This window comes from Mesorhizobium sp. M2E.F.Ca.ET.219.01.1.1 (assembly GCF_004016445.2).
Lineage (GTDB): Bacteria > Pseudomonadota > Alphaproteobacteria > Rhizobiales > Rhizobiaceae > Mesorhizobium.
The window spans coordinates 1-19298 of sequence record NZ_SADT02000010.1 but is presented as its reverse complement, the minus strand read 5'-3'; the positions used below and the strand labels follow the sequence as shown (position 1 = coordinate 19298).

Annotated in this window: 17 protein-coding genes and 2 pseudogenes; 3 read left to right on the top strand and 16 right to left on the bottom strand. The window is 59.0% G+C overall.

Features of this window, described 5'->3' with window-relative positions; genetic code table 11:
- Nucleotides 1-839: 839 nt before the first annotated feature.
- Nucleotides 840-1883 (top strand): annotated as a pseudogene (nifA, locus tag EN862_RS33285) (nif-specific transcriptional activator NifA); the annotation flags it as partial.
- Between the two features lie 582 nt (nucleotides 1884-2465).
- The gene (locus EN862_RS33280) at nucleotides 2466-3032 is read left to right on the top strand and encodes a sugar O-acetyltransferase (protein WP_024505228.1); all 567 of its coding nucleotides are present in this window, start codon (nucleotides 2466-2468) and stop codon (nucleotides 3030-3032) included.
- A gap of 307 nt (nucleotides 3033-3339) precedes the next feature.
- Here the strand turns inward: EN862_RS33280 and EN862_RS33275 are convergent, their stop codons facing one another.
- From EN862_RS33275 to EN862_RS33210, 15 genes are all read right to left on the bottom strand, one after another.
- Nucleotides 3340-4233, bottom strand: coding sequence for an SIR2 family protein (locus tag EN862_RS33275; protein WP_024505229.1), 894 nt, complete (start codon nucleotides 4231-4233; stop codon nucleotides 3340-3342).
- A gap of 34 nt (nucleotides 4234-4267) precedes the next feature.
- On the bottom strand, nucleotides 4268-4480 hold the full coding sequence (nifT, locus tag EN862_RS33270) for a putative nitrogen fixation protein NifT (RefSeq protein ID WP_024505230.1): 213 nt from the start codon (nucleotides 4478-4480) through the stop codon (nucleotides 4268-4270).
- Entirely contained in the window at nucleotides 4477-4797 is a 321-nt protein-coding gene (locus EN862_RS33265; protein ID WP_024505231.1) for a nitrogen fixation protein NifZ, read from the bottom strand. The genes nifT and EN862_RS33265 overlap by 4 nt, the downstream gene beginning before the upstream one ends.
- Nucleotides 4798-4882: 85 nt before the next feature.
- Complete coding sequence (locus EN862_RS33260; protein WP_024505232.1) at nucleotides 4883-5077, bottom strand: 4Fe-4S binding protein; 195 nt, start codon at nucleotides 5075-5077, stop codon at nucleotides 4883-4885.
- A gap of 29 nt (nucleotides 5078-5106) precedes the next feature.
- Nucleotides 5107-6588, bottom strand: coding sequence for a nitrogenase cofactor biosynthesis protein NifB (gene nifB, locus EN862_RS33255; RefSeq protein WP_024505233.1), 1482 nt, complete (start codon nucleotides 6586-6588; stop codon nucleotides 5107-5109).
- 273 nt (nucleotides 6589-6861) lie between these two features.
- Entirely contained in the window at nucleotides 6862-6933 is a 72-nt protein-coding gene (locus tag EN862_RS36615; RefSeq protein WP_245467364.1) for a helix-turn-helix domain-containing protein, read from the bottom strand.
- 700 nt (nucleotides 6934-7633) lie between these two features.
- A complete protein-coding gene (locus tag EN862_RS33245) occupies nucleotides 7634-8215 on the bottom strand; it encodes an alpha/beta fold hydrolase (RefSeq protein ID WP_287152319.1) in 582 nt (193 codons plus the stop codon).
- Nucleotides 8216-8611: 396 nt separating this feature from the next.
- Nucleotides 8612-8911, bottom strand: a complete 300-nt coding sequence (locus tag EN862_RS33240; protein ID WP_024505235.1) for a ferredoxin family protein — start codon at nucleotides 8909-8911, stop codon at nucleotides 8612-8614.
- 12 nt (nucleotides 8912-8923) lie between these two features.
- The gene (locus EN862_RS33235) at nucleotides 8924-10228 is read right to left on the bottom strand and encodes an FAD-binding protein (RefSeq protein ID WP_126080604.1); all 1305 of its coding nucleotides are present in this window, start codon (nucleotides 10226-10228) and stop codon (nucleotides 8924-8926) included.
- A gap of 10 nt (nucleotides 10229-10238) precedes the next feature.
- Nucleotides 10239-11348 carry an electron transfer flavoprotein subunit alpha/FixB family protein gene (locus EN862_RS33230; protein ID WP_126063815.1) on the bottom strand — a complete coding sequence of 370 codons (1110 nt, stop codon included), beginning with the start codon at nucleotides 11346-11348 and terminating at the stop codon, nucleotides 10239-10241.
- 16 nt (nucleotides 11349-11364) lie between these two features.
- The gene (locus tag EN862_RS33225) at nucleotides 11365-12216 is read right to left on the bottom strand and encodes an electron transfer flavoprotein subunit beta/FixA family protein (protein ID WP_126063816.1); all 852 of its coding nucleotides are present in this window, start codon (nucleotides 12214-12216) and stop codon (nucleotides 11365-11367) included.
- A gap of 188 nt (nucleotides 12217-12404) precedes the next feature.
- Nucleotides 12405-12782, bottom strand: coding sequence for a nitrogenase stabilizing/protective protein NifW (nifW, locus tag EN862_RS33220; protein ID WP_024505239.1), 378 nt, complete (start codon nucleotides 12780-12782; stop codon nucleotides 12405-12407).
- A 180-nt stretch (nucleotides 12783-12962) separates the two neighbouring features.
- On the bottom strand, nucleotides 12963-14174 hold the full coding sequence (gene nifS, locus EN862_RS33215; RefSeq protein WP_126063817.1) for a cysteine desulfurase NifS: 1212 nt from the start codon (nucleotides 14172-14174) through the stop codon (nucleotides 12963-12965).
- 158 nt (nucleotides 14175-14332) lie between these two features.
- Nucleotides 14333-14503: a hypothetical protein gene (locus tag EN862_RS36390; RefSeq protein ID WP_165349961.1), complete on the bottom strand. Its 171-nt coding sequence runs from the start codon at nucleotides 14501-14503 to the stop codon at nucleotides 14333-14335.
- 17 nt (nucleotides 14504-14520) lie between these two features.
- Complete coding sequence (locus EN862_RS33210; RefSeq protein ID WP_029356570.1) at nucleotides 14521-14841, bottom strand: iron-sulfur cluster assembly accessory protein; 321 nt, start codon at nucleotides 14839-14841, stop codon at nucleotides 14521-14523.
- A gap of 586 nt (nucleotides 14842-15427) precedes the next feature.
- Between EN862_RS33210 and EN862_RS33205 the strand changes: the two are divergent.
- A pseudogene (locus EN862_RS33205) lies at nucleotides 15428-16459 on the top strand (ChuX/HutX family heme-like substrate-binding protein); the annotation flags it as partial.
- A gap of 261 nt (nucleotides 16460-16720) precedes the next feature.
- Here the strand turns inward: EN862_RS33205 and EN862_RS33200 are convergent.
- Entirely contained in the window at nucleotides 16721-17953 is a 1233-nt protein-coding gene (locus EN862_RS33200) for an MFS transporter (RefSeq protein WP_127868905.1), read from the bottom strand.
- Between the last annotated feature and the right edge of the window lie 1345 nt (nucleotides 17954-19298).

Here is a 19298-nt window from a genome sequence, read left to right as displayed (position 1 = left end):
GCAAGGTGCGCGTCGCCATGAGCAACGCCTTCGCCATGGGCGGTACGAACGCAGTTCTGGCATTCAGGCAGGTGTAGAAGCCATGCAAGACGCCTCATTTGAGGTCACCTGTCGTATCTAGCTGCTTGAGGGGCGGGGCATTGTGATACAGGGAGAGCTGTGGGGTCCCTCCTTCTCGGCCTCGACGATGTGGAAGGAGCCTGTGCGGCGAAACGGGCTAGACGCCCCCAGGCCCAGAACTTGGGCGAAACCAACTCCCACCAAAGGACAGCCGGTTTAGTAGCCGAACAATGAAACCTCGCTCGACGAGCCGCCGTCTCTACTGTCTCCGGCCTCACGCGGTTGAAGCGAACAGCGCAGCAGCTACTGTTCCGCACAACTCGGATGGCAATTGGGACAAGTCCGCACATGTCGTCACGTACGCTGAACGCCGCAGGTACAGCCAAACTGGGGCGGGGCGTTTCTGCCGTTTTGATAGAATTCTATCAAACTGACAATTTTCCTTGCATAAATGCAAGGAGAGCTCGGTTGACTCCCCTCCTTTCTTGTCAAGGATGAGTTTGCAGGCTGCGGTGCGGCAGAAGCCGGACAGAACAGCGACCGGTCGAGTAAAGGCCTGCGCAAACCGCATATTGCGAGCGCCCGCGCGGAGGAAGACGCTCGTCCTGGTGAAAGGCAACGATGCTCAGGCGCCATTGCCATTTGCCGAGGGCGTCCGCGCGCCGAAAATTTCGAAGCAACAAAGGTGAGATCGAGAATGATGATGACGAAATACAACACAGCTCACCGTCCAGTGCAGTTCTACCGGCGGGTGGCGGAGTGGGATGGGCTGCCAAATGGAACGTAAAAAGATCAGCAAGGAGATGCTTGGCGATAGTCAGGCGCTGCGCAAGCTGCGTGAGCACCTTGTCAAGGTGGCCAAGGCGAAGACTACGGTCCTGTTGCGAGGTGAATCCGGAACCGGTAAGGAGCTGGTTGCCAAAGCCATTCACGAGCTCTCGCCTCGCGCCAAGCAGCCCTTCATCAAGGTCAATTGCGCGGCGCTCACCGAGACGCTTCTGGAATCTGACTTGTTCGGTCATGAGAAGGGTGCCTTCACCGACGCGAGCAGTTTGCGCAAGGGGCGCTTTGAGGCTGCCGACAAAGGCACATTGTTTCTGGACGAGATTGGCGAAATATCAGGTTCGTTCCAGGCTAAGCTGCTGCGTGTCCTGCAGGAGCAGGAGTTTGAGCGCGTCGGCAGCAACCACACCATTAAAGTTGATGTTCGCGTGATTGCCGCAACGAACAGGGACTTGGAAACGGCAGTTCAACGCAAGGAGTTCCGGAAAGACCTCTATTATCGCATCAACGTCGTCACTTTACGCGTGCCGGCATTGCGCGAAAGGCGAGGTGATATTCCGCTCTTGGCCGCTCAGTTTCTCAAGAATTTCAATACTGAGAATGATCACACGCTGACCTTCGCTCCCGAAGCGATTGAGGTGCTAATGAACTGCGAATTTCCAGGCAACATCCGAGAGCTCGAAAACTGCGTTCAACGGACGGCAGTTCTGGCGACGGGTCCATCAATCCTCAGAACTGACTTTGCCTGTTACGCGGATCAGTGCTTGGCCGCGGCGCTGTGGAAGAACGGACCGCCGACGTCAGAGAAGTCGACTACGATCCAGCCTTCCGCCGCCTGTGCCGCCCCGCCCGTCGGCGACGGGCAAGCGCCGATAGGCCCTGCCACGAGTCGTGGTAGGGTGCCCGATGCCGATACGGTCATTGCTGCCATGGAAAAGTGTGGCTGGGTGCAGGCAAAGGCGGCGCGCCTGCTCGGTTTGACCCCGCGCCAGATCGGCTACGTGCTGAGAAAACGCGGTATCGAGATCAAGCGTCTCTGAAACAACCCGCCGAGCAAGAGCTGGAGCAGGTCAAGCATTGGTGCTCTGGCGAGCCCATCGGCCAGGCTTACGAAGTGGGTGTGAACAGCGCTGCCAAGATTCCGGCCGTGTGCTTTCTACCACGTAGTCATACTGGGGCTCTGCGACTGACAAACTAAAAAGGAGTAATCCTATGGCTAGTAACTTCGCTCTACACCGCAAGGCAAATCAATTCGACGTGCCTGGATCCAGAAATAATCGATGTATTATTGGTGACACGCCAGCATGCGTAGAGGCGACGCGCAGATCTCCGCTGGCGGGACCTGGTCGATACATTAGCTGATGGCTTACCGCTCGATATCACGCAATCTGAGATGGGCATGAAAGTGAGTTCGACCGCTGGACAGTTGCCGACCTCGTCAGGTATTGGCCCCTGCGACCGGTTGATCTGCGATATCCAAATTCGCGGAAGTTGGTCGAGACGAAACTGTCGCCCCGGCTCGTGACCGACCGCGCGCCCGGCAAGACCGAGTTACAAAGTTGCCGAGGCAGTTTGATGTGCGTTCCTGCATCACTGTACGGGACACGACCTGACGGGAGACTATGATGCGTAGCCAAAAAGAAAAGATGCTCGCAGGCGAGTTTTACAATGCGGCGGATCCGGAGATCCAAGCTGACCTGTTGGCCACCGGGGCTTGGCTCAAGCGGTACAATGATACGCTGGGGCAGACCACGGGGCATTGGCATGAGCTTTTGTCCGAGCGGCTGGGAGAGGTTGGGCGCGGAACGGTCATCCGTCCGCCCTTTTTTTGCGACTACGGATTCAATATCCGCATTGGAGCCAATGCCTACATCAACTTCAACTGCGTTATTCTTGACGTGGTAGAGGTCAAAATCGGGCAAGGAACGGCAATTGGGCCTGCTGTGCAGATTTATACCGCCGATCATCCACATGATGCCGAGCAGCGGCAGGCCGGCCTGCAGGTCGGGCGTCCTGTTCACATTGGCAGCCGTGTCTGGATCGGCGGTGGAGCAATCATTCTGCCTGGCGTCACGATTGGTGATAATGCAGTGGTAGGCGCTGGCTGCGTGGTCACACGAGATGTTCCCGCCGGGGCAAAGGTAGTGGGAATTCCTGCTCGCGTGGCCGACCCACATAAACAGGCATAATCAACCTCGTTGACCCTGGAGGTGCATGCGAACTGTCGAAACTGTGCCGAATTTTTGTCGAAGCCATTGAGCGCTGCATATGTTGTCGCGACTCGGGCGCTTCAGTTCTTTTGCCACGGGGGTCACAAGATCATGTGCGTAATGCCGCCGCAACGTGCTCACGTCCCGCAGCAGCGGACCCTTTCACATCGCCCAACGAATTCAGAGCCTACGTTGTGCTGCCACTAGCATTACTACTCACGAATGTATTCCCAACTGAGTTTTCGCCCTTGGAGGCAAGCAGCGACTCACCAGCAATCGCCGGCCATTAATCCTGGCTAGCATCGACCCCGACGAGGCGAGCCGCGGCGTTGCGGATCGGCATGTCGATGACCGTGATTGCGCCTTCGGCAAGGAAACGACGTTCGTTTCTGGTCAGCGTAGCCGAATCGATCACCGCAAAATGTGGGCCAGTGGAGCGCTTCATCAGCTGTCTGGCATATGTGCGCAGCATCTGATCGTTGAAGCGGCAGCCCACGAAGAAAAAACCCCGGTTGACGCGCCGTTGCTTCACCGCGTCCGGGATCGGCGTCTGGATATCAATTTCGGTTAGGACTTCGACGTAATCGGAATCAGCCACGAGGAAGTTTGCCGCCGGCCTGACGCTGCCGTGCGGCGCATAGAGCACCGTCCTAGCCACTTGTTCGGCCTCGAGTTCTGTTCCTGACAAATCGTAAGTTCTCGTCCAGATGTTACCGATTCCGGTCGCGCGCGTCGTTCCTTGTATCTCGACAACGTCTGTTTGGCCGGCCTCTGCAAGGGCTGCTCGCATGGCGCCATCGTACCAGCTGTCGATGATGACAGACAGTTGAAGGGTTGCGAGCCAGGCGTGAAGAACGGTCGGCTCGGCGGGGGCTGCGAATATCTCCGCCATCCACGCTTGGAGAGTCCGACGATGTCGGCGCTGCTCGATAAACTGCGCGACCGACCACATATTGGTGCGAATCCTGGAAGGGGCAGGCGCCCGCTTGTTGAGGGCCGCGGCGACATCTTCAGGGGTGCAAGGTACAGGTGATTCCGGTGGGTTAAGCTGCAGAAGACCAGGACCGAGATAGGGGATCACTCGATCGGCCTTGAGAGCGCCGTTCAGCAGGTCAATCAGTTTTTTGGCAAAACTGCCCCGGACGACGACGAGATGGTCCCAGCTCAGCATCGTGTTCATACGCGTTTCCTCTCCGCCACTGAACCCACCGGCATCAGGCCCCGTCGGAAATCTTCATCGCCTCGACGGTGATCGGCAAACGCGTGTCGCGCGGAAGGTCGGGCAGCATGAGCCGCCAACCGTTCCTGAGCGTCACGGTCCCGCCCCATAAGTCAGCGTTCTCAATCTCGGTGATCGGCTCTTCGAGATCCTTCTTGGGGACATAAGCCGACAAGCCAGTAGCGGTCCTGCGAATCATTACTTTCATCCGGCTGTTCCCCCGTTGGAAATGCCTTCAGCTCCGCAGGGAACCTCGACTTTGTCGAGGCTAATGAGTTCGCGCGCTCGCATGCCGACGACCGTGCCACGATCGATCCATTCGACCGCATAGATGAAGAATTGCTGGAGAAAGGTTCCAATGTCGCGCACGTAGCCTTCGTCGCCCTTCCGCACGAGGTTTTCGCCGATCTCCTTGCCGGGATAGGTGCCGTCGTTTTTTATGTGGCGTATCGCACGGACCCGCTCACCCTGCATGAACCGTGGCGGTCTGCCGATTTCGACCTCCTGTTCGCGTCTGGACCACATGCTGTCCATTCCTTTCTCGAGGCTTTTGTTGTGGTCGCGGGTTGCAGGCGTCGTCGTGCGGCGAACCCGACCGTTTCGGTAGGAATCAAGCGGGAACGCAGGTTTTCGGTACCGGACAGACCGACACGCATTGCTGCGTATCGAAGGCCTCCTTGCATTCGGTGCACTTGTTTGGATCGATCACATAGGCGTCGCCCTTGAACTTGATCGCTTCCGAAGGACATTCGAACTCGCAGGCCCCGCATTGGGTACATTGGGATGCGATGATCTTTAAAGCCATTCTAACTCCTGGTTATCGGACGAGACGGCTCAGGCCGTCGCCGCTAGTGGTCTGATCCCAAACTCTGCCGCGTAAAGTGCGCTGACTGCGGTCTCGATGTAGTCATGGCCATAGGCGTCGGTTACGCGCAGTCCAGCTCGCGAGAGTTGTTCCTTCGGGCGATTTCCGATCTTGGCGCATAGCACTATGTGTATGCCTTCGAGCGCTGCGATGACGCCCTCGAGGATGGCGTCTTCGCCCCCGCCTCCGAGGCAATACCGCTCGACCTTCCGATGCCCGACCAAGCTGATCCCTCTAGGCGAGACTTCATAAACCTGGAATTCCTTCGCGTGGCCGAAGTGTTCGTTGACCCGTCCACCTCCCTTAGTGGCCACCGCAACCAGAAGCGACTTTTCGGAGTCTGTTGCCTTGACCATACCGATGGCCTCGCTCCTCGCCGCCTCATGATCACGGCGCTCGTGTGCGACCACCTGCCGATAGGCCTGACGCTTGCCAGCATCGTAGGCGACATCGTCGGGAATCCCGTCCAGCGTGAATTCCTGGCCACGATCTTCACCGAGCAGGCCGACAGCATCTGCCCGGCACTGCCGGCAGTGGCGCATCAACTTGGCGCCACCTTCAAGTCGATCCTGAAGAGCCATCATCTCCATTGCCGTTGGGCCGCGCTGCCCGATGAGTCCGTAGTGGGTACCGTGCGCCGGGTCCGAAATCAGAGGCATCACGTTGTGCAGAAACGCGCCCCGCTCCCTGACCATTTTGTTCACCTCAAACAGGTGCTGGTCGTTCACTCCAGGAATCATCACCGAGTTGATTTTGGTGAGGATGCCGCGCGCGCTCAGCATCTCCAGGCCCAGCATCTGCCGCGCGTGCAAGATTCGAGCGGCTTCGATGCCGAAGTAGCGGCGATTTTCATAAAAGATCCATGGATAGATCTTCGCGCCGACTTCCGGGTCGACCATGTTGATGGTGACCGTCACGTGATCAACATTCATTTCGGCAAGCTCGGCGACATGGTCCGGCAGCACGAGCCCATTAGTGGAGACGCACAGCTTTATGTCGGGGATTTCCCTGATGACGCGGTCGAGCGTTGCCTTCGTTTTCTCCCAATCGTAACAGGCATCCCCCGGCCCAGCGATGCCAAGAACCGAAAGCTGCGGAACTTTGTTGGCAACGGCGATGACCTTGCGTAGCGCTTGGTCGGGCGTCAACTTCTCAGACACAACACCAGGCCGGCTCTCGTTGGCGCAATCGTATTTGCGATTGCAATAGTTGCACTGGACATTGCAAGCCGGCGCGACCGCCACATGCATACGCGCGAAATAATGATGCGCTTCCTCCGAAAAGCAGGGGTGATCCTTGATCCTTTCCCAAATAGCCGGATCCCCTTCGCCCGGGCTGGTCGGCGACGAGCCGTAGGAGGACGATGCGCAGCCACCGGATTTCGCGGCTGCCAGAAAACCCTCGGATGTCGTGCTAGTCGGCCCCTCAATCGAAACTGTCGGTGAGGACATCAAACGGCTCCGTTGCTGGTAACGTCGCGGTTCAAGGTGCAAGAGCCATACCAACTGAAAAAAGCGGCTTCAGTTCACTATTCGGGTCGATATCGCATTGTGTCAGGCCGGCGCGACACAATTTTGTCCTGCTTGCGACAGTGCAAGTCCAAATCCGTTCAGAAGCACGAAGCACTCCTTGTCGCGCACAGGGCGCGCAAGACCACTGGCCTGACGATTGGCTCATCAGGCTCTTAGAATTTCCTTCACCTCGATACTATGCCGGCGTATCGCCTAGCCGACTTGTCGCAGCTTGAGGCCGAGAATTCGAGCCGCATTAGCCTGAACCCAGCCGGCCTTCTCCATTGTGTCGATCAGCCGTCACGCTCCGTCCGCCGCGGTCTCAGCCCCCGTCCGGCCGTATCGTTAGAATCGCAAGTGGCTATCTCGTGTTCAGGGGGCGCCGATGCGCCGAACCGGCATCGTGCTGGCCCGTGAGAGCTCGTCGATGACATTGCCACGTTCCGAAAGATTGGTTCCTTCCAGAGGAGAACGCCAAGCACGCAGTTCTCCGGCTCGGACGTTGCCGGGGAAATAGCATTGCGAGATCAGCTCAACTGCCGACGGCGCAAAGCCATGGTTCTCCATATTTCAAGGGTAAGCGCTGTGTCCTTCCAGGAGGACCCGCGATCTGTGGGCCTGCCGATTCTGAGGTGGATCGGAGATCGGCTTGTGTCTGAACTTGAACTTACGATTGACCCTGAGCGGCAGCCTCGGCGTTTTCGAGGGTGATCAACGGCGCTGTTGGTCGGCGGCATTGGTCGATGGACGACAAGGCACGGAGTCATTCCGAGACCCTGGAGCCGACGCGGTGATCTCGGAGGTTGCCCGGCGCTACGGGCTGCGGCCGCGGCGGAACGCTCGCAAGCTTGCGACGTCGGCAGGACAGGCCACTCCCGCCTAGTGGTTTCGGTGGCGCCACCGGAACGACCCGTTGGGCCTATCCGTGCACCAGAGCTCAAGGCCACGGCCTGAGAATCGGCCGCCGCTCACCCTACTTGGTTCCTCAGCCGACTGCGCTAAGAAGGAGAGCAACTTCCGTCGGCGCGAGGATCATTGCGTCGTGGCCAGTGGCGAGTTCCTGCCACGCCCAGCCATCCTGCTTCGCGACCCATTCTCGCGCTCCCGCCATCGGCGGGTGGAGTGGATTAGTGCAGACGACATAGGTTCGGGGTCTGCCGTTGCCGAGCGGGTGCTCGAGCTTAAGTCCGCTTTCGTAGGTGCCTGCCGGATGCGGTGTTATCCGGCGCCGCACCCAGTCCGTGAGCGAGTGTCCCTCGGGAATGCCGAATGCTGTTGGCGGCGGAGTCGGCATGAAGATACCCCGTCCTTCCTCCGCAACCAATTTTCGACGGGCCGCGACGATGTCGGGGGGCATGGTGCTGAATACACTTTGACCGCTCTCGACGATGGCGCTGTCGAGATAAACGAGATGGCTGATATGGTCGGGTATCCGGTCGGCGGCGCCGGTGATGCTGATGCCGCCTAGACTGTGACCGACAAGGATCACATCGCTCAGCTCTTCCGTCACAATGTGGTTGACGATGTCGGTCACGAATGTGTCGGGCGTGATGTCCTTGCACAGCAAACGTGCGCGTTCGCCGACACCTGGTCGGCGTGGTCACGTGGCATCCCATCTTGCGAAGATTGGCAGCCACGTCCCGCCAACACCATCCGCCATGCCAGGCACCATGCACTAGCACATACGTCTTTGCCATGGGTTGTGCCGTTCCACTTGCTCACCGGCCGTTGTGGCTGCCATCCGGCACGATGGCCGGGCGTTGTCCCAAAGGGGCTCGACCACGTGACCGGTGGTAAGTCCGGCGCACAGGGCAGCGCCGTGGCCTGAGGACACCGCTAACGAGTCAAGGAAATTTGAATTGCGAAAGGCCAATATTCACTAGCTCTTTGCAAGTGGATGGAGAGGCTCATGGTGTGCCGCAGTTGCTCGCTGCCGGCATGCTCTTGGCACGGTCCCGGCTGATCATCCGAACTTGAACAGGACACCAAAGCCGCCGCGCGGATAGTTCCACTCGATGTCGCCGCCTTTCTCGCACAATATCCGGCAGGTGCCGCATTCCATGCAGCCGTCGGCGGTGATCTCGACTTGACCCTTGTCATTCAACTCATAGCATTTCGCCGGACAGACGTAGGTCAACGCAAGCAAGTTCGCGCTTGGCTTGTCGTGCGGTCGCACTATAATATGGGGGCGGCCGGAATCGACCAGATAGCGGTTCTGGTAAAGTTTGTCCTCGACACGAACCTTCGTCACTGCGATCGTCATCTTGTACCCTCTTCAGCGCCATGCCAATGCCAGGCGGACCGCGTCGCTGACCAACCCCCAGCGCGAGCGCGCGTTGATGAAGGCGGCCGTGGTGTTCTTTTCCTTCTCGATCTTCGGCGTGCCGTCGACACGCATGAAGTTCTGAGCGGCATGCGACATCAGCCGCGGATAGCTGTCAAAAAAGTTGCTGGAATTGGTGTGGAGCAAGGCTGGCATGTCCTTGTATTTCTTAAGATCCTTGATCACAAAGGAGTCATCCAGCATCGTCTTGTAGAGCGCAAGGTTCGCTTTGGTCATAGGACCGTTGCGGCTTTTGACTTTGATGATCGCCTCAGCCGCGACACGACCCGAGGTCATGGCAAGGTTCGAACCCTCACGGTGAATGGCATTGTTCAGTTGCGCTGCGTCGCCGACGATGACCCAACCGTCGCCGAAGAGCTGCGGAATGGCCTTGTAACCACCTTCGGGGATAAGATGGGCGGCATATTCTTTCACCTCCGAGCCAGCGATCAGCGGCCGGATCGAAGGATGGTTTTTCATCGCATCCAGGAGGGCGGACGGGCTCTCCATCGTCGCGGCGAAATCCGAGACCAGGCAGCCGATGCCGAGTGATATCGACTCCTTGTTGGTGTAAAGGAAGCCGAGCCCGGCCATGCTGCGAGAGATCGTGCCCACGGCCTCGATTACGCAGCCTTCATCGCCCTTGACCCCGAACCGCTGGCCAATGACCTCTTCGGGCAAGAAATGCATTTCCTTGACGGCAAGCGCCACGGTCTCCGGCTTCGGCATCTCGCGCAGGCCTGCGCGAGTGCCAAGCAATCCCGACACCCCTTCTGCGAGAACGACCACATTCGCGAAGACCACTCCGCCAGCCCGGTCTGTGCGGACGCCGATCACCTTGCCATTGCCATCACGGACGAGTTCCGTCGCGGTCGTCTCACACAGGACCGTCGCGCCAGCCTCGCGCACCTTGCGGGAAAACCATTTGTCGAACTGGGCGCGAATGATCGTGTAGCGGTTGGGTTTCGCCTCATTGAAGTCGTCCGACCGGTAATGAATTCCGGTGTGAGACGTGTCGTCCAACACCCAAAGTCGCTGTTCGACCAGGTGCCGCTCGAGGGGCGCATCATCCCGGAAGTCCGGGATGATCTTCTCCAGCATGTTCGCGTACATTATGGCACCCTGGACGTTCTTAGAGCCCGGATATTCCCCGCGCTCCAACTGCAGTACCTTCAGCCCCTGGCTTGCCAAAGTGTAAGCAGCTGCGTTTCCAGACATGCCGGCTCCGACCACTATGGCATCGAATTGTTCAATCATGTCCTCTCCCTCAACTCGCAAGCTTGTCTCGACTGTGCGGCGACAGCCGCCGGGTGAAGGCTTCCGTCAGTGCGGGCAGGAAGCGGATTGCATCCGTGACGATCCCGAGGTGGGCGAACTCGAAAATCGGCGCGTTCGGATCGGTGTTGATCGCGACGATGAGATCGGCCCCCTCGACCCCAACTCGGTGCTGGATGGCGCCGGAAATTCCGGCCGCGATGTAAAGCTTCGGTCGAATGGTCTTGCCAGTTTGTCCAATCTGTCGATCAGCCGGCATCCAGCCCTTCTGGACCAAGGGGCGCGAACAGCCATGCTCGGCGCCGATCGCTCGGGCAAGATTCTTCACAAGCTGAAGGTTCTCCGCCGCTCCGAGACCGAGGCCTCCCGCAACCACGACATCCGCATAGGCAAGATTTGCCATTGCCGACTGGTTATCCGGTAGGAAGCCGAGGACTTTGGTGACGATATCGTCCTCAACGAGCGACAGCTTGTGCCGCATGACACGCCCGACCGGCTTATCCACCCGTTGCGGCATAGGCATGACCCTTGGTCGCACCGTCGCCATTTGCGGCCGGTAATTTAGTGTATAGATCGTACACAACAATGAGCCACCAAAAGTCGGACGGGTCGCGGCGAGTGAACCGTCGGAATCTACATCAAGTTCGGTGCAGTCGGCCGTGAGCCCCGTCTGCAGGGTCGTCGCTACCGAGCCTGCAAGATCCCTGCCCAGTGTGGTCGCGCCGAGAAGGAGGATTTCGGGTTTATGGGTATTGACCAGATCCGTGAGCGCCTTGGCGAACGGCTCGTTCCGGTAGTCGGCGAGCGGCGGCGCATCGACGATGTAGACAAGATCCGCCCCGTAAGCGAAGGCCTCGGCAACAGCGTCCTCGACCATCTCGCCCGGCGGTCCCAGCACGACGCCCGCGAGCTGGACTTCAAGCTTGTCGGCCAATTTGCGGCCTTCGCCCAGCAGTTCGAATGATACAGGATGCACATTGCCGCGTTCGAGCTCGAGGAAGACCCACACGTGCCGGTAGTCTTTGAAATGGTCGGGAAGTTCTTTCTTTACACCGGCACGGCCGGGGGCAATGCGAGGGGTGGTTTGGCTTGCGGTCGACATTTTCTGCTCCTGGCCGTCACGTGCCGCTGTTGAAGGCCAGCTCATGTTCCAGCGCCGGCCGGCGGGTTAAGATATCGGCGATGAGTTCATCGGCTATGTCCTGCAAGCCCCTTTCCGCGGTGTCGATCTGCGCCGCCCTTTCTGCCCGTGCGGTGGGGGCGAAAACACGCTTGACGACTGTAGGCGAGCCACGCAGACCGCACCGGGTGAGATCGTCAATGCCGGCGTCGGCTGCAGTCCACTTCACGACTTGCCTGCGCGCCGCGCACAGAGCCTGCTGGAGCGAGCCCCGGCGGATTTCGTTGGTGTCTTCCAGCATGGTAATGAGGCAAGGGAGTCTGCTCTTCAGCAACTGGGTGCCGCCTTCGGCGCGACGCGCGACTTCGATCTCTCGCGTATCGAGATCGATGGAGGCAATCTTCGCGACATAGGTAAGTTGCGATAAATCTAGGCGCTTGGCTATGCCCGGTCCGACCTGGGCGGTATCGCCGTCAATCGTCTGCTTGCCGGTGAAGACGATGTCCGGCCTGCCGAAAGTCTCCCCAATTTTTGCGATTGCTTGCGAAAGAGCAAAGGAAGTCGCCAGCGTATCGGATCCGGCAAAATAGCGGTCCGTCAAGAGAACTGCTCGGTCAGCACCGTAACCGAGCGCCTTTCGCAGCGAGTCCTCCGCCATGGGCGGACCCATTGTGAGCACAGTAACCTCGCCACCATGAACGTCGCGCAGTTTGAGCGCTTCTTCGAGGGCGAACAGGTCGTAAGGATTGATGATGGTCGGAACACCCTGACGCATGATCGTGTTCGTCACCGGGTGCACGCGGATCTGTGCCGAATCCGGCACCTGCTTGATGCAGATTACGATATGCATTGGCGGTTTCTCTAAGCTCCCAGTCCGGATTCGTGCTTGGCGGTTCGCCTCATTGCCTGCATCGTTCATGCCAAGTCGTCTTCCTGCCTCTATTCCAGAAGGTGGCTTCGTTTGCTTCCGAGGAGGCGTCATGAGGACTGGATTTGTCGACTTCTCGACATTGTCGCGTCGCAGCCGTGTCGGGCTCATTACTTTCCGAACCGCTTCAGTGCAGAGTCGAGCGGGACGAAGGCGCGGCCAGGTGCGGGACATATGTTTGGATCGTGGTCCCTTAGCACCTTGAACACACGTTGCGTGAGCGGCGAGGAAGTCGCGAAATCTTCGTAGGCGCGTTCCAGCTTGGCGCGCACCCGCGCGGCGATTACCTGGTTAGGCAGACCGGAGAAATCTTCTTCGGCAAGGTATTGGCCCACGCGCTTCATGATATGGAGCCGCGAGACATTCATCACTTTCGGGTCGTAGGAGACGCCAAGGCAGGCGAAGAAGTCCTCCGCGGCCGACAGGCCCTTCAGTCGCGCTAGGATATCGGTGCGATCGATCGGGCGGCTATCAGCGGAGCAGTTCATTGTATTCTCCCGGCGCGTAATTGTGGTGTCGATGCATTGGTGACATTGCTGACGGCGTGCCGACCTCTGGCACGGCGGCTGGGCAAGAGACTTGGCGATCTCAAGCTTTTCTGAAGTGGTGAAGGCGACCCCGAGTTTGACTGCTCTCCATTGCGCAGGGTCGTCACGTTGAGGAAGACCTCACGGCTCGTCGGCTATTGTGCCGCTCGGACCCGGGCCGGAATGAAGCTGTTCTGCACCTCGCCCGCACAGTCCAGCACTGGGAACGGCCCGTAGCTTCTCGGTGATCGCAGGCAGGACCTCAAGCACGCGGTCTACGTCATCTTCGCCGTTGTCACGCGACAAGGAGAAGCGGACTGCCCCACATGCCGCGTTCATAGCGATCAGAACATGGCTCGGTTCCAGTGAGCCAGAGGCACAGGCGGACCCGGCGGAACAGGCGATTCCCAGCCGGCTCAGGACAATTGGAATTGCATCGCCTTCGATACCTTCGAATCCAATGTTTGCAGTGTTTGGCAATCGCTCTTGCGGATCGCCGTTGATGGATGTGTTTGGGATGCGCTGGATGATCCCGTTCTCAAGGCGGTCGCGCAACCATTTTATTCGTTTTGTCTCGTCCATGAATTTCAAGGCGAGTTCGGCCGCCATGCCCAGTCCGACTATGCCGGGTGTGTTTTCAGTGCCTGCACGCCGGTCGCGCTCTTGGTGCCCACCCTTGATCATGGAGGAGAAGCGCACGCCACGTCTTACATAAAGCGCGCCTATCCCCTTTGGACCATGCAGCTTGTGGGCGGAGAGCGACAGCATGTCGATCGCGGTCGATTTCAGCTCAATCGGAAGCCTTCCGACCGCCTGCACTGCATCAGTGTGGAAAAGCGCGCCGACTTCCCTGGCTAGATCGGCAAGCTTAACCACGGGAAAGATCGTACCGGTCTCATTGTTCGCCCACATTATCGAGACGATTGCCACTTGTGGAGTGAGAGCGGTTCTGTAGGCGTCCAGGTCGAGCCGGCCGTGGTGATCGACTGGGATAATGTGCACCTTGACGCCGCGCGTCTTTTCAAGGTGCGCGCACAACTTCAGAACGGCCGGATGTTCAACCGCGGAAGTCACTATTTCCGTTCGGTCGGGCATCACCTCCAGCGCCGAAAGGATGGCTGTACTGTCGCTTTCAGTCCCGCCCGAGGTGAAGATGATCTCGTCCTCGAATCCCGCGCCGATGAGGGCTTGCAACTGTTGCCTCGCCTTTCTCACGGCTTCAGCAACCGATGCGCCATAGGCGTGCATGGACGAATGATTGCCAAATTGCTCCGTAAAGAAAGGCAACATCGCTCCAACGACTGCAGGATCAACCCGCGTCGTTGCGTTGTTGTCGAGATAGACAGGGTTCATGGGAGTGATCCTTCAACTGCTGAAATGATTCAAGGGTAGGCGGGCCATTGAACCTCTGGCGCATATCGTATCTGGTAAGGTGGGCGGCCGGGCGAGCGATGGCTTGGCTGACCGGTCGCTGTCGACATTGCCCTTTGGTGGCGGCATCTGCCGGGAATTCAGCTGTTTCGGGCAATTTTGTTTGCTTGCCCACGGCAACGATCGATGATCGCGATTTGGCGCATCACCGAACGCAATTGTTCCGGGCCGACAGTGCGTGTCGGCCGGTTCCAGAGCGCCGGCGGTGCCGGTTCGACGCAGTATTCCTTGGCGTCGCTATAGTCGAACATAGCCTGTTCCCTCGCAATCATTTGCAGGACTTGCCGCAGCCGCACGTCTCACGCGCATTGGGGTTATCGAAAACAAAGCCGGATGTTTCGAGCCCAGTGACGAAGTCCACGGTCATGCCGGCTGCATGGGGTTGGGAGCCTCTATCCATGAACACCTTGAGCCCATCTCGCTCGATGATCGCATCGCCCTCACGTGAGACGCTCTCCAGGCCCATTGAGTATTGGAAGCCGGCGCAGCCGCCGGCATGGACCATGATGCGAAATCCTTCCGCCGGCTCGCTGGCGCGGTAAAGAGCGGCCTTGATGGCGGCAACAGCGTTGTCGGTGAGCGTAATCATGGCTCGATTTCTCCTCGGTCCGACGTTTTCGCGGATCATCTCGCATGGACCGTGCCAAAGGGAAGACGTGTCAAAAACCGTAGGACATCCCGACGTCTCTTATGCTCGATTGCTGGGGAGACGTCCGACAACCGACACTTACTGTCGGATTTGTCGCGTCCGCGTCACAGGAAGGGCGCCTGAGTTCGCGATGCACTCACGCGTAAAGCAATGAACAGAGCCAAAGATGTTCAGAGCTTGCCGCGGAGCAACTGGCACGATTTTTGTGAAGCCTTCGTTGCGGCGGCAAAATTGCCGGCCGATTCACCTTTGGGTTGCCCTCGCAATCGAAGAACGAAGGAGAGCAATATGATCCATCAGACCCGCCTTGAGTGGGAAAGCAGCACCGCCGGTGGTACCCGAATGCTCGATCGGCCGATTGGCGCCGACCACCCAACAATCGCTCTCTACCGGCGATTGGCCGCTGACCGCCCGGAGACAGGATTCGACTGGCATGTGCCTGACGATCGATCGCGTCCGCCGTGCACACCCCTGAGGCCCGTTTTTCGATCGATCGTCAAAAGAAGAACGGGGCAGGGGTAAAAACATGGATCAGCGCAAGAAGCGGTCGCCCAACGAAATCCGGCGTGCGTGGGAAGTCTGTCCGAACATTCCCGCGCGTGATTTCGCAGCCCAATTGGCCATTTCGGAAGCGGAACTGGTCGCGGCCCATTGCGGTTTCGGCGCGGCACGCATCGACCCGCGCGTCAATCACGTTCTGACGGGCCTCGAATTCGTGGGCGAAGTGACGGCGCTGACCCGCAATCAAGGTGCCGTGCACGAAAAGATTGGCGTCTTCAACAGAGTGATAACCGGCAACAATCACGCCATGGTCCTTGGTGACGAATTCGACCTTCGCGTCTTCCCGCAAGCTTGGAGGTATGGTTTCGCTGTTGAAAGGCGCCATCGCGGCGGAATCCAGCGCAGTTTGCAATTCTTCGACGCCACCGGCGCAGCAGTGCATAAGGTGCATCTCAGGCCGGTCTCCAACCTTCATGCCTATCGAAAGCTGGTGGCCGAGCTCGTATCCGCCAACCAGGAGCCGACCATGTCGCTTAAGGCGAGAGTAGCCGACCTGGGCGCGAGGACTGCGGACTGGGCCGGCACGGTGGACGACCTACGCGAGCACTGGAGCCGGCTGACTGACGTCAACCTTCTAAAGACGCTCAAGCTCAGCCGCTGCCAGGCTTTGCGCATGGTCGGCCAGGATTACGCTTGGCTGCTCGACAATGCCGCAGTTGGCGCCGTGCTCCAGCGTGCGGCCGAAGACGAATTGCCGATCATGTGCTTCGTCGGCAACCGAGGTTCTATCCAGACCCATTCCGGCTTAATCAAGTCGGTCAAGCAGATCGGGCCGTGCATCCATGTGCTGGACGAAACGTTCCGGCTGCATCTCAGGACCCACCAAATCCGTGAGGTTTGGGCCGTGCGCAAGCCGACCAATGACAGTCACGTCACCTCGCTCGAAGCATATGGGTCCGACGGCAAGATCATCATCCAGTTGTTCGGTGCGCGCAAGGAAGGCGAACGCGAGCGCGACGACTGGCGGGTTCTGGCGGAAAACCTGCCTCGTTTCCCCGACAGCTACATGAGAAAAGACCGATCGTCGTCGGTGGGACGCCGGCGCCCATCTGCCTCCGCAGCCAGTAGCCGGGCATTGAAGCCGAGACCGGGGACACGATGACGCAATAAGCGCGCTGTATTATCGCAACGCGATGAGCAGGAAGCAATTTGGCGCTGCCCCATCGACCGCATGGTTACGACGAAGCCGCGGCCTTTGGGCCGAGCTCAGAGGTGGCAATAGCGTGAACGCCGCCGACCGTCACTCCCCACCAGGCGGTCAGGTTTTGCGGTTCGGGCCGAGCAAAAATACTGTCAAGACAGCGAGGAACGTGGCAACCGCGCTGTAGACAAAGACACTGGCAATACCCGTGTGATCCACCAATAGGCCACCGAAAGTTGTGCCGGCTGCGATGGCCACTTGGAAGGTTATGACCATCAGTACACCAGCGCTCTCGGCCTGTTTCGGAGCGGCGCGTAGCACCATCCATGTCTGCAATCCGACCGGGACCGCGCCAAAAGCAAAGCCCCATACGGCAACTGCAATTGCCGAGGTCAAGGCCGATGCTCCCATAGTCAGGAGCGAGACAGCGGCTACGGCAATGAGCAGGGGCGGCAGGGCCGCGACCGCCTTGAGACTGTGTTTGGTGAGGAATGCGCCGGCTAAATTGCCGAAGACGCCGGCCGTGCCAAAAGCAAGGAACACGAGCGGGATTGACTTCTTTTCGAGCGCAGGAACGCTCTCGAGAAAGGCGCGGATGTAGGCGAAGCTGGCAAATTGGCCGGAAGCGACCAATAGCACGACTAGCACCGCAACCTTCATCGCCGGATTCTTCGCGACATCCAGCGGACTGCGGAATCTGCGCACTTCGATCGGAGGCAGTGGCGGAATGGTTACGAGTTGCACGAGCAGCGCAACGGCACTCACGATTGCGGCGACCTTGAACGAGGCTCGCCATCCCCAAATGTCACCGACATAAGCGCCGATTGGAGCCGCGCAGACGGAGGCGACAGAAACGCCGGTGAGGATGATCGACATGGCGCGCGGCATGAGGTGACTTGGAACCAGCCGCATCGCCAACGCTGCCGAAATAGACCAAAAACCACCAAGCGATATGCCAAGGACGACGCGTGCCGCCAGCAAAACCGGCAGCGACCCCGCAACCTCTGCCAGAACGTTCGACAGGATCAGCAGGAGCGTCATCGCCCAGATGACGACCCTGCGGTCCAGACGCTTTGTCACGATGGCGATTATCGGTGCCGAGATCGCCGCGACGATTGCGGTCGCTGTTAGCGCCTGTCCAGCCGTGCCCGTGGTGATACGGAGATCATGCGCGAGCGGTGTCAGAACGCTGGCGGGCAGAAACTCTGCCGTCACAAGCCCGAAGGTGCCGAAGGAAAGCGAAATGATGGCACCCCATGCAGGGCCAGAACGTTGATAGGGACTTTCTGGGTCAAGCCGATCTCGGTCGAACAAAGCCGCGTCCACTAAATCTGTCGCCGATTCGGTCATGAATGAGTTCTCCGGCTAGGAGCTGTTGCAGCAGGGGTGGCTACATCGCCGGGGATCAAAGCCGCGAGACCTTCCGGCGGCGGCCAGTCGGCATCAGTCGAGGCCTCGGCGCCCGACGCATCCGAGGCCTCATCGGAGGGCCGACGGACCCAACCGTCGACAATGCGGGAGAGTTCTCGGCGCGGTCGCATCGATCGCATTCGTCGAAGTGCGGTCTGTTCACTGCGAACCAAGCAAGCCGAACGCGGTGTCCTCGATCGAGGCCTTGATGGGGGGATGATCGACGATCTCTATATTGCTTTGAAGCAGGAAGTTCCGTCGCCATATGTGGTTATCCTGGCAGCCAGAATTGAGCGGTTGTCGCAAGCACCAAGGCGGTCGCAATGAGTGCAACGAGGCGGAAGTCTGATCGATGGCTGCGGTTCGATGGCCGCGCGATCGACAAAATTGAGGTGATGAGTTATCCCTTTTGAAGCCGTTGCTCCCAATTCTGGGATAAGGTAATTGCAGGCGGTCCCAGCAACGTCGGGCGGCCTTTTTGGTGATCGAATTCATGGGACGACACTCTCGGTCCGTGACGCATCTGCGAATGACTCCGCAAGTTCCGTGCCATCAACGACAAATCTGGCTCTGCTGAGCGGGTGGTGGAGGCACGAGCGTGGGCTATCCCAAGAGCTTGCCGCAAGGTTGTTCGAAGTTGAGGTGCCGGATAGACCGCAAATATGTCGGGCGGCCTGGGGTTGGCCAACACGAAGATGCGCAAGTTCAAAAGGACGAGCTGAACCCTTGCCGATATCCATCCGAGGCTGATCTGGAGAAGGTCAAGAACTGCGTCTTGAAGGCTTCCGCCGCACCGGCAAATGCTAAGCCAAGGTGCTGGGCAAGATGGACAGGGCCATCCAACCCGTCGACTGGACGCTCATTAATGGCGTCGGTGTGGCTCTGTAGCTGGCGAGAAAAACGCCCTGCTGAAAGACAAAAGCTCGTGTGGCCGGCTCTGAAGGACGGCCAGTGAGGCAGGCGAGGAGAGGCTATAGCCCATTCGTGTAGACTGATCTTGTCCCACGGAGGCGGCTAACCACCCCGCCAGACATCATCGAGGGGAGCGCCACTAGGCTTACCCCAAGTGTTGGTCATTTCCACCTGGGTGACCTCGGCCAAGTCACCAAGCCGCTTAGAGCAAGCTTTCGAACTGGATGCTCCCCGGGCACATGATCGGCTAGCTGTGAGCTTTCGGGAGGTTGTCCATTCGGACCGGACCGAGGAGACTGGAGTTACCACGCTTCAGCATCCATCGGAGGATCCGAATGAACATCCATAAGAATGCCCGTCTCACACCGCTGCG

Excerpts from the sequence above, each read along its gene's own strand:
- nifT (WP_024505230.1), bottom strand. The coding sequence starts at position 4,480 with ATGAAAGTAATGATTCGCAGGACCGCTACTGGCTTGTCGGCTTATGTC.
- EN862_RS33235 (WP_126080604.1), bottom strand. The coding sequence starts at position 10,228 with ATGATTGAACAATTCGATGCCATAGTGGTCGGAGCCGGCATGTCTGGA.
- EN862_RS33210 (WP_029356570.1), bottom strand. The coding sequence starts at position 14,841 with ATGATTACGCTCACCGACAACGCTGTTGCCGCCATCAAGGCCGCTCTT.
- EN862_RS33225 (WP_126063816.1), bottom strand. The coding sequence starts at position 12,216 with ATGCATATCGTAATCTGCATCAAGCAGGTGCCGGATTCGGCACAGATC.
- EN862_RS33240 (WP_024505235.1), bottom strand. The coding sequence starts at position 8,911 with ATGACGATCGCAGTGACGAAGGTTCGTGTCGAGGACAAACTTTACCAG.
- nifW (WP_024505239.1), bottom strand. The coding sequence starts at position 12,782 with ATGAACTGCTCCGCTGATAGCCGCCCGATCGATCGCACCGATATCCTA.
- EN862_RS33275 (WP_024505229.1), bottom strand. The coding sequence starts at position 4,233 with ATGAACACGATGCTGAGCTGGGACCATCTCGTCGTCGTCCGGGGCAGT.
- nifB (WP_024505233.1), bottom strand. The coding sequence starts at position 6,588 with ATGTCCTCACCGACAGTTTCGATTGAGGGGCCGACTAGCACGACATCC.
- EN862_RS33260 (WP_024505232.1), bottom strand. The coding sequence starts at position 5,077 with ATGGCTTTAAAGATCATCGCATCCCAATGTACCCAATGCGGGGCCTGC.
- EN862_RS33230 (WP_126063815.1), bottom strand. The coding sequence starts at position 11,348 with ATGTCGACCGCAAGCCAAACCACCCCTCGCATTGCCCCCGGCCGTGCC.
- EN862_RS33265 (WP_024505231.1), bottom strand. The coding sequence starts at position 4,797 with ATGTGGTCCAGACGCGAACAGGAGGTCGAAATCGGCAGACCGCCACGG.
- EN862_RS36390 (WP_165349961.1), bottom strand. The coding sequence starts at position 14,503 with ATGTTCGACTATAGCGACGCCAAGGAATACTGCGTCGAACCGGCACCG.
- EN862_RS33200 (WP_127868905.1), bottom strand. The coding sequence starts at position 17,953 with ATGACCGAATCGGCGACAGATTTAGTGGACGCGGCTTTGTTCGACCGA.
- EN862_RS33280 (WP_024505228.1), top strand. The coding sequence starts at position 2,466 with ATGATGCGTAGCCAAAAAGAAAAGATGCTCGCAGGCGAGTTTTACAAT.
- nifS (WP_126063817.1), bottom strand. The coding sequence starts at position 14,174 with ATGAACCCTGTCTATCTCGACAACAACGCAACGACGCGGGTTGATCCT.